11 protein-coding genes and 1 tRNA gene are annotated in these 11,841 nt (G+C 55.6%); 5 read left to right on the top strand and 7 right to left on the bottom strand.

The window, feature by feature from the left end; genetic code table 11:
- The first annotated feature begins 44 nt into the window (after window positions 1-44).
- Window positions 45-117: transfer RNA gene (locus tag LQZ21_RS12360), tRNA-Met, on the top strand.
- 84 nt (window positions 118-201) lie between these two features.
- On the opposite strand, the gene LQZ21_RS12355 is transcribed toward LQZ21_RS12360, so the two are convergent.
- From LQZ21_RS12355 to LQZ21_RS12335, 5 genes are read right to left on the bottom strand one after another with little or no spacing between them, the layout of a single operon-like run.
- Entirely contained in the window at window positions 202-1,020 is an 819-nt protein-coding gene (locus tag LQZ21_RS12355) for a transporter substrate-binding domain-containing protein (protein ID WP_411044817.1), read from the bottom strand.
- Window positions 1,021-1,073: 53 nt separating this feature from the next.
- Complete coding sequence (locus LQZ21_RS12350; RefSeq protein ID WP_411044815.1) at window positions 1,074-1,841, bottom strand: amino acid ABC transporter ATP-binding protein; 768 nt, start codon at window positions 1,839-1,841, stop codon at window positions 1,074-1,076.
- Window positions 1,834-2,598, bottom strand: a complete 765-nt coding sequence (locus LQZ21_RS12345; RefSeq protein ID WP_411044813.1) for an amino acid ABC transporter permease — start codon at window positions 2,596-2,598, stop codon at window positions 1,834-1,836. Before LQZ21_RS12345 ends, LQZ21_RS12350 begins: the two co-directional genes overlap by 8 nt.
- 1 nt (window position 2,599) lies before the next feature.
- A complete protein-coding gene (locus LQZ21_RS12340) occupies window positions 2,600-3,559 on the bottom strand; it encodes a glutathione S-transferase C-terminal domain-containing protein (protein ID WP_411044811.1) in 960 nt (319 codons plus the stop codon).
- 12 nt (window positions 3,560-3,571) lie between these two features.
- On the bottom strand, window positions 3,572-4,537 hold the full coding sequence (locus tag LQZ21_RS12335; RefSeq protein ID WP_411044809.1) for a glutathione S-transferase family protein: 966 nt from the start codon (window positions 4,535-4,537) through the stop codon (window positions 3,572-3,574).
- Window positions 4,538-4,766: 229 nt separating this feature from the next.
- On the opposite strand from LQZ21_RS12335, the gene LQZ21_RS12330 reads away from it, so the two are divergent.
- Window positions 4,767-5,672, top strand: coding sequence for an LEA/WHy family protein (locus LQZ21_RS12330; RefSeq protein WP_411044808.1), 906 nt, complete (start codon window positions 4,767-4,769; stop codon window positions 5,670-5,672).
- A 22-nt stretch (window positions 5,673-5,694) separates the two neighbouring features.
- Here LQZ21_RS12330 and LQZ21_RS12325 read toward each other — a convergent pair whose 3' ends face one another.
- Both LQZ21_RS12325 and murD read right to left on the bottom strand, forming a co-directional pair.
- On the bottom strand, window positions 5,695-6,726 hold the full coding sequence (locus LQZ21_RS12325) for an amino acid--tRNA ligase-related protein (RefSeq protein WP_411044807.1): 1,032 nt from the start codon (window positions 6,724-6,726) through the stop codon (window positions 5,695-5,697).
- A gap of 29 nt (window positions 6,727-6,755) precedes the next feature.
- Window positions 6,756-8,147, bottom strand: coding sequence for a UDP-N-acetylmuramoyl-L-alanine--D-glutamate ligase (gene murD / locus LQZ21_RS12320; protein WP_411044835.1), 1,392 nt, complete (start codon window positions 8,145-8,147; stop codon window positions 6,756-6,758).
- Window positions 8,148-8,285: 138 nt separating this feature from the next.
- Here murD and LQZ21_RS12315 point away from each other — a divergent pair, with 138 nt between their 5' ends.
- The 3 genes from LQZ21_RS12315 (at window position 8,286) to LQZ21_RS12305 (ending at window position 11,754) form a co-directional block, all read left to right on the top strand.
- Window positions 8,286-9,314 carry a DUF2804 domain-containing protein gene (locus LQZ21_RS12315; protein WP_411044805.1) on the top strand — a complete coding sequence of 343 codons (1,029 nt, stop codon included), beginning with the start codon at window positions 8,286-8,288 and terminating at the stop codon, window positions 9,312-9,314.
- A 162-nt stretch (window positions 9,315-9,476) separates the two neighbouring features.
- Window positions 9,477-10,127 carry a hypothetical protein gene (locus LQZ21_RS12310; RefSeq protein WP_411044803.1) on the top strand — a complete coding sequence of 217 codons (651 nt, stop codon included), beginning with the start codon at window positions 9,477-9,479 and terminating at the stop codon, window positions 10,125-10,127.
- Between the two features lie 43 nt (window positions 10,128-10,170).
- A complete protein-coding gene (locus LQZ21_RS12305) occupies window positions 10,171-11,754 on the top strand; it encodes a UDP-N-acetylmuramoyl-L-alanyl-D-glutamate--2,6-diaminopimelate ligase (protein ID WP_411044801.1) in 1,584 nt (527 codons plus the stop codon).
- Window positions 11,755-11,841: the final 87 nt, after the last annotated feature.

The raw sequence follows: 11,841 nt of genomic DNA, 5'->3' as shown, positions 1-11,841 counted from the left end.
CCGTTGACATATTCCGGTTTTTTTGCTAAGGTTATCCCCGGAATGGCGGCATAGCTCAGTTGGTAGAGCAAACGGCTCATATCCGTTCGGTCATTGGTTCAAGTCCAATTGCCGCTAAAGGTAATTACTTCCATTAAAAAAAGCGCCCGGGAGCCTGCCCCCGGGCGCTTTTTTGGGAATCCGGTACTAACCGCGCAGCGGTTATTGGCTGATATCGGATCCGAAGTACTTTATCGAAAGTTCCTTTAGTTTTCCGTTGTCGATAAGTTTTTGGAAGGCCCCATCCACTTCGGTTTTGAGTTTTTCACCCTCCGGGGTACGGGCAAAAACAAAATAGGATTTGGGATTCTGCAGCTTTTCCTGCTCGGCTTTGGGGAGGGAAATAAAATCAACATCTATATTAAATTCATTTTCCCGCAAATTCACCGAGGCAAGTTCGGTAAAGACAAAATCAAGATTCCCCTGGGAAATATCCAGGTAGGTTTTAAGCGAGTCCTGCTGGACCCAGGTAACCTTGATGGGATTTGACGGGTGGGCCGCGTTAAATTCCTCGGTGAAAAGCTGGGGAAAGGCGCCGTCGGGTTCTACCACGGTGGTTTTTCCGGCCAGGTCTTCAAAGGTTTTGATGTCGGTTCTGCCCTTCTGTACGATAAAGCCGGTGTCATTATAGATATAATGATGTTCCGGGAACAGGTACTTTTCCGCCCGTTCCTGCCGCCAGGAAATGTTGTTTACCCCGATGTGGTAACGCCCCGAATCAAGGCCCACAAAGATGCTGGGAAATTCGGTTACCTCAATGGAGAAGTCATACTGGGGCAGTAGTTCCGCCACCGCGTGAATCACCGCCTGATCATAGCCGTCCAGGGTCCCGTCCTCATTCGTCCAGCCGTAGGGCGCCGGCATACCGGCGGTACCGACCCGAATCGGGGGCTTGGCGCCGGCCGCTTCTTTCCGCCCTCCCGCAAACAGGCCGGCGGCGATAAGCAGCGCAAAGAATACCACAAACATTTTCTTCATCATAATTCCTCCTAATGGAATTGGTATATTTGGATCGTTTTCTGACGAACGATGCCTCAAATTGAAAAATCACCAAAAGCGGTGATCTTGGAAATAAACTGTTTTGTCCGTTCTTCCTTCGGATGGACAAAGATATCCTTCGGCGTTCCTTCCTCAAGGATTTTTCCGCCCTCAAGAAAGATCACCTGGTTTGCGATATCGGCGATAAAGGCCATTTCATGGGAAACGATGATGAGGGTATGGCCTTCCCCCGCTATCTCCTTAATCACCTGGAGCACTTCGCCGGTCATCTCCGGGTCCAGGGCGCTGGTAGGCTCGTCAAAGAGAATGATCCCCGGTTTTAAGGCGATGGATCGGGCAATGGCAACCCGCTGCTGCTGGCCGCCGGAAAGCTGGGAAGGATAGTAATCCATGCGATCCGAAAGGCCCACCTTGTTAAGGCATGCCTGGGCCCGCTCCTTCGCGTCGGTCTTGTTCATCCTTTGAACCACCACCAGTCCTTCCATCACGTTTTCCAAAGCGGTTTTGTATTTAAAAAGATTGAACTGCTGGAAAACCATGGCCGTATAACGGCGGATGGCCAGCATATCTTTTTTCCTGACCCCGGCCATATCCAAGGACAGCCCGTTGTACGAGAGCCGGCCTTCATCGGGCTTTTCCAGCAGGTTGATACAGCGCAGGAGGGTGGATTTTCCCGAACCCGAGGGCCCTATCACGCCCACCGATTCTCCGGGCCGTACGGTAAGGTTTATCCCCTTAAGCACCTGGTTTTTGTGGAAACTTTTTTTAAGGTTTTCTATCCGCAGGGTACCGGAACTAAGCATGGCGGCCCTCTACGGCAATTTCCTGACGGCGTTTTTCTTCCGGCGCCAGCCGTTCGTTGCAGCGGAGTTTTTTCTCTCCCCAGCGCAGGAAAAACGCGATAATCGCGGTAATCAGCCAGTACACAAGGGCCAGGGTGATATACATCTCGAAAAAGCGGAAATTTTTGGAGGCCAGGAGTCTACCCGCCGCGGTCATCTCCACCACCGCGGTAACAAACACCAGGGAGGTTCCCTTGATAAGGCCGATAAAGGAATTTCCCAATGAGGGAAGGGCAACCACCAGGGCCTCGGGAAGGATGATCCGCCACAATGCCTGGGGAGTCGTCATGCCGATGGAAAGGGCCGCTTCCATCTGGCCTTTGTCCACCGCTTCCAGGGCGGCCCGGATGCTTTCCGAAGAATAGGCCGCTTCGTTGAGGGAAAGGGCGGTCAGGGCAAAAACAATCGGGGCGATACCGTTGGTGTTGAATTGGGTTCCGTAATAACGGTTAATTGCCATCAGCGCCATGGGTATGCCGTAATAGGTCAGATAAAGCTGAACCAGCACCGGAGTTCCCCGGGTAAAGGAAACATAAAAGCCCGCCAGGGGGCTTAAGATTTTGACCTTTTTTATTTTTATCAGGGCCACGAGAAAGCCGATAATCAGCGAACCGGCAAAGGAGATAAGGGCAATTTCCATGGTGATGGGAAGGTAGGTAAGGATCCGGGGGATCTGGGTAAACACCAGGGAAAAGTCAAAGAGTTTCATGTTGTTCATATCAGGCGCTCCGTTCCGGTAACCAGTCGGAATTATCCGGGCCCTTGGGAAGCAGCCGCAAGGGGTTCCCCGGGTCGCAGCACAGGTGATAGTGGATCTTGATATGATCAAAATCCGTGTTCTCCCGAAAGGCCGGGATACGGTAAAGGGATCGGGCATAGGCCCAGAGGGCCGGATAATCCCGGATCCGCCGCTTGTTCACCCTGAAACCGTTGTAATAGGCGGCATCAAACCGGGCCAGGGTCACATAGAGGCGGATATCGGAATCGGTCAGTTGATCCCCAAAGAGGTAGCGGCTCTTGGTCAGCCGCTTTTCAAGCTCGTCAAGCCGGGCAAACACTTTTTCGCAGGCATCGGCGTAGGCTTCCTGGGTTTCGGCAAAACCGGCTTTGTACACGCCGTTATTCACGTCGTAATAGATCCCTTCGTTAAGGGCGATAATCTCTTCCCGTAAATCCTGGGGGAACAGGTCGGGGGCATCCGGGCGGTGAAAATCCTTCCACACCGTTTCCCAGTAGTAGCTCATGTTGAAGTAATCGGTGTTCACCACTTTTCGCGTCTTTATATCGATCACCGCGGGAACGGTAAAACGGCCTTCGTATTCGCTGTCCGTCGCCAGATATATTTCACTCAAGGTTTTTATCTTCAGCACCGGATCAACGCCGCCGGGGTCCAGGGAAAAGGCCCAGTCGGTACGTTCCCCCCGCTCGTCCCGGTAATGGGGAGGCCGCACCGGATCTACGGTGCCCACGCTTATGGCGTCCTCCAGGCCCAGCAGGGAACGGACTATCGTCTGTCTGGTTGCCCAGGGGCATGCCTTGGACCAGATAAGCCGGTAACGCCCTTTTTCCACCGGCAGTTCCCCCGGTGCAAACCCGAAGGGGGTGGTAAAGTAATTGGGTTTTCGTTTATAGCTCCCCGGAATTGGCGGTTCGTCGGGAAAGGCGGTCTCGTAGGCCATGACGCGCACTCCTTAGGAAACTGCCCGGACAAAACGGTCCCGGTCATGTTTTTCATTCCAGATCGAGATATCCGGTCCCAGGGAAAGGATCTGATAGGGATTATGGCCGTGGGTACCCAGGTGGTAACCCCGCTTAATGGCATTAAAATCAGTGGTATCCCCGAAGGCGGGGATGCGGTAGAGGTCCTTGGCGTAATTCCACAGATTGGGAAAGTCGATAAGCCGGTTCCGGTTACAGCGGAAAACCAGGTTATAGGCCGTATCAAACCGGGCCAGGGTAACATAGAGCCGTACATCCGAATCGGTTAACCGGTCTCCAAACAGGTAACGCCCTTTTCCCAGCCGTTCTTCCAGGGCGTCAAGACGATTAAACAGAAGATCGTAATTTTTTTCATATTCCTTCTGGGATTCGGCGAAACCGGCCTTGTACACCGCGTTATTCACCTCATGAAAGAGGAGTTCGTTTAGTTCGTCAATTTCCCGGCGCAGATCCTCAGGATACAGATCCGGCGCCCCCGGCCGGTGATAGGGCGCCCATAGGGTCTCCCAGTAATTGCTGAGCCGGTGGTAATCGTTGTTCACCACCTTGCCGCTGCCGATATCCACCACCGCCGGTACCGTTGCCCGCCCGGTATAGGCGGGGTCCGCCTTTTCATAGGCCTCGGGAAGGTACCGTATCTTCAGCACCGGATCAACGCCGCCGGGATCCAGGGAAAATTCCCAGCCCTTCGGGGTACGGACCGGACGTACCTTTCCTATACTGATAACTCCGGTTCCGGACACCGGATCCGCCAGTCCCAGCAGCCCCAGGACGATAAGCTGGCGATGCGCCCAGGGACAAACCGCCGAGACAATAAGCCGGTACTTTCCGGGCTCCACCGGCAATTCACCGGGACTTGAGCCAAAGGGGGTTACGAACCTGTTGGCCTGCCGCACAAAGGCCCCTTCCGGGCTAATTTCACTAACCGATTCCGACATGGCAACCATAATAGATCCTTGCGCAAGAAATAGGGGTTATTTCAAAATACTATGGTCCCACCGGGCCCTGATTTTGAATCCGACAAATATTTTATAAATTATATCGAATTACTATGAAATGTCAAGGGTTTTAAAAGAAAAATAGGGAGAACAAAAAATTCCCCGCCTCGGGTGATAGCCCCTAAGGGCTAAAGCAATGGCTAGGGATTTGTCGATAGTATAAGAAGCTATGATCAACCTAAAACGATTTTTTGCCCCCCTGCTGGGGCCGATTTTAATGGGTCTTTGCCTGTCCTGTGCGGCCAAGACCGCTTTGGTCGTAAGCCGGCAAGTGGTTCCGGTTCCCGACCTACCGATCCGGGAACAACCTGTTGCGACGGCCTCCTTTGACCGTATAGAGGTGGGCGATATAGATCACGTCACCCTTTTTTTTCTGCTGGATGTACAAAATCCCCGCCCCTCCGCGGCCGCTTTGGAGATCCGGGACTGGAAGGCCGCGATCAACGGCCTCAATCCCGGTGAAGGCGCCCGTCTCGGCTTTGCGGGGGATATCCTCCGGGTGGATGCCGGGACTTCCCTACAAATTCCCCTGGGATTGGCGGTGGATCTGGGTACCTTGCCCCTGGAATATGAGGATTTTGATGAATACCAGGCGGACCTGGACTTTAACCTGGGATTTATCTTTGATACCCGGGAGAGCGCCGAAATTCCGGTCGCCGCCGGAGCCGCCTTCCCCCGGATCCGGAACCCGGACTTTACTATTACCGCCATTGTCATCATGAAGGCGGAGCTGATCAACACCCGTTTTAAGGTAAGCCTCCGGGTGGACAACCCCAATTTTTTCCCGGTGGAGCTTTCCTCGTTGTCCTATGAACTCTACGGGGCGGAGCGTTTTTGGGCGGACGGGGAAAAAACGGATATGCTCCTCATCCCCGCCCGGAGTTCCGCGGAAACAGAGCTTTCGCTGGTGATGAATTTTATCAATATGCGGCGGGAACTGTTGGATCAAATCATCGCGCTGAAACAGGTCAATTACCGGCTGGCCGGCGAGGCGGCGATACGTACCGGCATGGATTTTCTCCCCCATTTCCTGGTGAATTTCGACCGCTCGGGGAAATCCGTGGTGATAGATTGACCGGCCCGCCGGCGAGGCGGTTCTATTCCATAGGAAAGGGCAGTACCCCGTTGATGGTCGATTTTCCGATCAGGGCCATGATGAGCCGATCCAATCCCATGGCAACCCCGGAACAGCGGGGAAAGGGCTCTCCGGCTTTCCCCCGGGGAAGAAAGGTCTTCCAGTATTCCCCATCCAGTCGATGGGGTACCAGGGCAGTCCGGTTTTTTATCTCCCCTTCCCGCTCAAAATAACGGCGGACCTCCCCGCTTTCCCCTTCTTCGGAATAACAGTTGGCCAGCTCTATCCCCCGGACATAGAGTTCCCACCGCTCCACGGCTGTTCCGCCGGGCTTTTTTTTCGCCAGACAGGGAACAAAGCCGGGATAATCCATAAGGACCACCGGCCGTTCCCGGGGTAAAGCCGGTTCCACCCGGTGAATAAAAATCAGATCATACAGCGCCCCCTCCTCCAGGCCCGGAGGAGGGTCAAGGCCGAGTTTCCGGGCTTCCTTTTCCAGGGTCCCCCTGCGGACGGCGTCGTAAAGATCAAAACCCGCCCAGCGGACAAAGGCCTCTTCCACGGTGATCCGGGTAAAGGGGGGGCGAAGCTCCCGGAACGGGTCCGGGTCCGGATTCGGATTCGGCAATTTTCCGGGGAAACGCTCCGGATCCTCCAGGAGGGTCTCGAAAAGCGCCTCGGTTATCCCCAGGGAATCCTCATAATCCGCGTCCATGGTATAGTATTCCAGCATGGTGAATTCCGGGCTATGGAACCGGCCCAGGGATTCCCCGTTGCGGAAACATTTACCTATCTGGTAGAGACTTACCCGGTGATCCGCGATGAGCTTCTTCATCCATATTTCCGGCGAAGGGACGAGCCAATAGGGCTGATCTTTCCGGCTTTTGCTCCCCCGGGGGGCAAGGTAGGAGGTTTCAAAAACTTCAAGACAGGTCTCGGGGATAAGATCCGGGGCCAGCAGGGGGGTATCCACCTCGAGATAGCGCCGCTTATCGAAAAAAGCCCGGATTTGCCGAAAAATCCGGGCCCGGTCCCACAATAATTCAAGATCCATGGTTGCTGCCGTTCCTTTTCAAAGTCCTTTCAACCCAGCCGGCAAACCGCTGCTTTCCACTGCTGCCCCCGGTCAAATTCGTTTTTAAACATCCCAAAGGAGGCGCACCCCGGGGAAAGGACCACCGTGTCCCCGGCGGAGGCGGCTTCCAGGGCGGCCTTGACCGCCGCGTCCACCGAATCAAAGGGGCCCCGGTAAGGAATACCCTCCCGGCTGAGGAGGGGACCGAGTTTATCGCTGCCGCTTCCCGCCAAAAGCACCAGGGCTTTGGCCCTGACCGCCGCCCGGACCAGGGGGGCAAAGTCCAGATTTTTGTCCGTGCCCCCGGTTACCAGCACCGGCCCCGGCTCAAAGGCCGCCACCGCGGCGGCGGCGGCCTCCGGAATGGTAGCGGCGGTATCATTATAAAACCGGATCCCTCCCCGTTCGTAGAAGAATTCCAGCCGGTGTTCAATACCCGGAAAGGTTCCCAGGGCATCCCGGATAAGCTCCGGGGGAAGCCCCAGGTCCAGGAGGGCCAATGCCGCGGCCAGGAGGTTCTTTTTCTGGTGGCGCCCCGGCAGGAGGATCCGGGGGGGAACCACTTCGGCCCGGTCCCCGGAGGAAAGCAGGGCATAACCGGCGCCCTCGGGCCCGGAGATCCAGCCCCCGGACATGCCGGCGGGGAGGGGGTTTTCCCCGTATACCAGGGGCCGGCCCGGGGTTTCCCGGAGAAAGCTCCGTCCCCACCCGTCTCCGGCGGCAATGGTGGCGTCATGACGGTCCTGGCCCTGGTATATGATCCGTTTGTCCGCCACATAGTTTTCCATGGTCCCGTAACGGTTCAAATGATCCGCCATGATGGAGGTAATCACGGCGCACCGGGGTTTCAGGAGGGCCCGGTTCCCCGAATAGGTCCGGCCCCGGAGGTCCCCAAGCTGCCAGCTTGAAAGTTCCAGGACCACGTCATCCTCCCGGTCCAGGGAGTCCAGAAACGTCAGGGGAGAACGGGTAATATTACCCCCCAAATAGGCCTTGCCCGGAAGCAGGCCCCGGTTCCGGCCTTCCTGTAATACCCAGTGGATGGCGGAGGCGGTACTGGATTTACCCTTGGAACCGGTTACCGCCGTAAGCCGGGCGGGAGCATCGGTTAAAAAAAGGGAAATATCCGTTTCTATCCGCCGGGCGGCCCGCAAAAAGGGGGAATCCGGGGGTACCCCGGGGTTTTTTATCACCATATCCGCCTGTTCAAAATCCTCTATCCGGTGGCGCCCCAGAACATACCGGATGGTTCCGGCATCGCCCAATTTTTCCAGGGACGGGGCCAGGACCTCTGCATCCCGAAGATCCGTAACCGTCACCTCCGCACCCCGGCTTATGAGGTAACGGGCGGATTCCATCCCCCCGCCATGAAGGCCAAGGCCCATCACCAGGACCCGCATTCCCCGATAAGGCTCCCCTTTCCGGGACAAGGCATGCTCCACAAAAAACTCCTTTCAATCCTGACCATTGCCCGACAGGAAACTCCTATAGTATAGTACGTTTATGAGAAAATGTCATATCCAAAAGGAAAAAACTCCATGGCGCAGCATGAATTAGATACGTTCCTGCCTACGGTGGATGAAAACCGACGGCCCGCCCATTTCGGTTGGGCCCGAACTCCTCTTTTGAGCTATGACCCTCTTTTATGCGGCGGCCCCCGGCACCGGATTACCGAATCCGACCGGTATATCATTTTCTCCCCTACCCATTTAATGATCCTGGAGATCCTGGACAGTGGAATTTTAGGGTACATCGGCATTTCCGTGGTGTTTCTTAAAGACAAGCGGCGCTCCACCCAATCCTATGTTATTCCCTTTTCGCTGGGCGCTTTCGAACTCCCCAAGGACAGCGAAAAAGGCTCGATTCGGATACAGCAAAAAAAGGGGGAGATCAATTTTGCGGTCATGGAGGGGGGTGCCCGGATTATCAAACTGGATATTCCGAAGTTTGGCCATCACCGCCACCTCTGGGGGGTGGTGGTATTATCCGCGGATCCCTCATACCAATCCATTGTGACCCACATGCCCTGGCGGCGGGAAAAGAACGCCTTCCGGTATTCCCGGCGTTCCCCCTGGTATACCGCCGAAGGGGTCATGCAGTTAAGCGGTACGGAAATAGTCTTTTCCCGGGGCAGCGCCTGGGGTATCTTCGACTGGAACCGGGGGGTACGTCCCCGTTCCGATGTCCGGTTTTGGGCGGCGGCCTGCGGTTTAAGCGGGGAACGGCTGGTCGGTTTTAATGTGGGCTACGGTTCCGTTGATTCGGGCTTTGGTACGGAAAACGCCTTTTTTGTGGACGGCAGGCTGCATAAACTCGATCAGGTAACCTTTCATATTTCCCCCAACAACTGGCTTGAACCCTGGCGTTTTACCAGTAATGATAACCGGCTGGAGATGACCTTTGTCCCCAATCAGGAACGGTTTGAACACAACCGGGTCCTGCTCCATTCCCTCAAGCGGCGGCAGGTCTGTGGGTTTTTTTCGGGAAAAGTCGTGCTGGACAACGGCGAGGAACTTAGCTTTCAGCATCTTACCGGCATGGCGGAACGGAGAAAAACCCAGTTTTAAGGGGTTAAGGGGCGGTTTCTTATAAATACCGGCACTATGTTTCCATAAGGGGCCGGAAGATATTGATACCCGCCGGCTCCGATAGTACCTTGAAAAAAGAGAACCATTTTCAAAATTTCCTCAACCTCTGGGCGGTTCGATTACCTCGGGGGAGGTGTGATTATGAAGGGGCGGATGCCTTTTGCGGTTTTTGCCGTTTTGATATTCCTTATCGTACTACTACCGGTGGTCCTTATATTGCTGAACTTGCCCGGAATAGTAACCTGGGTTTCCAAAACAAGCGCCTTTTTTGGGGGAAATACCCTTATGCTGGTGGCGCTGATTCCGGTGGTATGCGGGCTGCTCCTTTTTGGGGGGATGGTTATTATCACTAAAAAAGAAGAAAAACTCATTTTGGCGGACCATGAACGGATGAAAAAATCCTGCGAATTTTCAGGGGAAAAAGAACTACAGGATATTTCCACCCTGATAGACGCGGTTAAAGGATCCCTGGATCATATCCAACGCAGCTCCCAGGAGATCCTCTCCCTGTCAAAAAAAATCACCCAAATAAGCCGGCAATTCACCCCGCCAGTTGCCGGGGACGCAGCCGCCATACCGAATGAAAATTCGGACCTCAAAAAACTACCGCCGCCGTTATTTCCGTTAATATGTCCGGAATATACGGATACCTTGCCGGAAATACCCCGAACCCCGGAGGATAGGCTTTTCAAGGCCGACCCGGGAAAAGAAGTGTGGTATATGCTCTTTAAACAGTTAAAAATTGAACAAGAATTCAATATTTTTATTGAGGGATACAAAGGCAGCTTCTAAACCGCATCTTGCCCATCCGGGACCGCCCGGTTAGAATTAAGCCATGCCCCGTTGTTTGTCGGAATTTCTTACCCCCCCGGTTGCCCAAAAAATCGGGTATGTCCGGGGAATTCACCGGGAACTTGACCCCCTGATCACGGGGATGGACTATGATTCCCGGCGGATCAAGCCGGGAAACCTCTACTTTGCCCTTCCGGGGCTTCACGTAGACGGCCATGCCTTTATACCCGGCGCCATACAACAGGGGGCCGCGGCCATTATCCATCAGGATGAGCCCGGAGACTACCGGGAGGGCGTGGTGTATATTCGGGTACGGGATTCCCGGTTTGCCATGGCCGCCATGGCGGACGCCTTTTATGGCTCTCCCTCGGAACATCTGGTTGTTACCGGGGTAACCGGGACCGAAGGGAAAAGTACCACGGTCTACCTTATCTATCAACTCCTCGGGCTCGCGGGGAAACGGGCGGGGTTTATTTCCACGGTTCAGTACGATACCGGGGAGGGGGAAGTCAAAAATCCCGAGCATCAGACCACCCCGGAAGCCCCGGCGATCCAGTGTTTTTTACGGGAAATGCTGGATCACGGGGTGGAATACGCGGTTTTGGAGGCCAGTTCCCACGGCCTGTCCCCCCGGACCAACCGTTTGGGGGAGGTTGCCTTTGACGCGGGGGTTATGACCAATGTGACCCACGAACACCTGGAATTTCACGGTACCTGGGAGCACTACCGGGAGGATAAGGCCAATTTATTCCGGGCCCTGGACCGGTTTGACCATGTCAAAGCCCTGGGCCGGTCCGGGGAGGGGCCTAAAACAACGGTCCCCGCCTTTGGGGTGGTTAACGCCGATGATCCCAGTCATACCTATTTTGCCGCCGCTACCCGGCGCCGGACCTTTACCTTCAGCGTCCGGGGCGCCCGGGCGGATCTGGGCATCGTCTCCCTTAAAAGCGAAGCGTTGGGGAATTGTTACGAAGTCCGGGCCGCGGAAAATGGGGAACCGGTCCTTATCCAGGACCGGCTTCCCGGGGCTTTTAACGCGGGAAACGTCCTGGGGGCGCTGCTCACCGTATCAGGACTGCTTGCCGTTCCTGTCCGGGACCTTATCCCCCTGGTTCCCCGGCTTAAGCCTGTCCGGGGACGGATGACCGCCGTGAACCGGGGCCAGCCCTTCGAGGTCCTGGTGGATTATGCCCATACGCCCTCCTCCTTTGAGACCATCTTCCCCCCCCTCCGGGAACGGATGGACCGGTCCGGGGGACGGATCATCAGCCTTTTCGGCTCCGCCGGGGAACGGGACACCCAAAAAAGGCCCCTCCAGGGCCGTATCGCTTCCCAATGGTCGGATCTCCTGATCCTTACCGATGAGGACCCCCGGGGCGAAATCCCCCGGGCCATCCTGGAAGAAATCGCCGCCGGCTGCCCCGGGCGGAGACCGGGGGAGGATCTGTTTCTTATCCCCGACCGGCCGGCCGCCATCAGAAAGGCCCTGTCCCTGGCCCGGCCCGGGGACCTCCTGCTGCTTCTGGGGAAGGGCCACGAGAATTCCATCATCTACGGGGATACCGCCATGGTGTACGACGAAATAGGGGAAGCTGAAAAAGCCCTGGCCGAAATGGGGTACGGTTGATTCGTTGCGAAGGGTACATACCCCGGCCCCTTGGGGCGGAACCAAGGGTATGTACCCTGAGTCAAATACCTTATGAGAACAACATAC

It is taken from the genome of Treponema sp. TIM-1 (assembly GCF_046533115.1).
Lineage (GTDB): Bacteria > Spirochaetota > Spirochaetia > Treponematales > Breznakiellaceae > JAIRMO01.
Note: the sequence above shows the minus strand (reverse complement) of the source record. Positions and strands in the feature narration are given on the sequence as shown.

What these genes read in the sequence shown, in the direction of transcription:
- LQZ21_RS12355 (WP_411044817.1), bottom strand. Translation starts at nt 1,020, where the DNA reads ATGATGAAGAAAATGTTTGTGGTATTCTTTGCGCTGCTTATCGCCGCC.
- LQZ21_RS12350 (WP_411044815.1), bottom strand. Translation starts at nt 1,841, where the DNA reads ATGCTTAGTTCCGGTACCCTGCGGATAGAAAACCTTAAAAAAAGTTTC.
- LQZ21_RS12345 (WP_411044813.1), bottom strand. Translation starts at nt 2,598, where the DNA reads ATGAACAACATGAAACTCTTTGACTTTTCCCTGGTGTTTACCCAGATC.
- LQZ21_RS12340 (WP_411044811.1), bottom strand. Translation starts at nt 3,559, where the DNA reads ATGGCCTACGAGACCGCCTTTCCCGACGAACCGCCAATTCCGGGGAGC.
- LQZ21_RS12335 (WP_411044809.1), bottom strand. Translation starts at nt 4,537, where the DNA reads ATGTCGGAATCGGTTAGTGAAATTAGCCCGGAAGGGGCCTTTGTGCGG.
- LQZ21_RS12330 (WP_411044808.1), top strand. Translation starts at nt 4,767, where the DNA reads ATGATCAACCTAAAACGATTTTTTGCCCCCCTGCTGGGGCCGATTTTA.
- LQZ21_RS12325 (WP_411044807.1), bottom strand. Translation starts at nt 6,726, where the DNA reads ATGGATCTTGAATTATTGTGGGACCGGGCCCGGATTTTTCGGCAAATC.
- murD (WP_411044835.1), bottom strand. Translation starts at nt 8,147, where the DNA reads ATGCGGGTCCTGGTGATGGGCCTTGGCCTTCATGGCGGGGGGATGGAA.
- LQZ21_RS12315 (WP_411044805.1), top strand. Translation starts at nt 8,286, where the DNA reads ATGGCGCAGCATGAATTAGATACGTTCCTGCCTACGGTGGATGAAAAC.
- LQZ21_RS12310 (WP_411044803.1), top strand. Translation starts at nt 9,477, where the DNA reads ATGAAGGGGCGGATGCCTTTTGCGGTTTTTGCCGTTTTGATATTCCTT.
- LQZ21_RS12305 (WP_411044801.1), top strand. Translation starts at nt 10,171, where the DNA reads ATGCCCCGTTGTTTGTCGGAATTTCTTACCCCCCCGGTTGCCCAAAAA.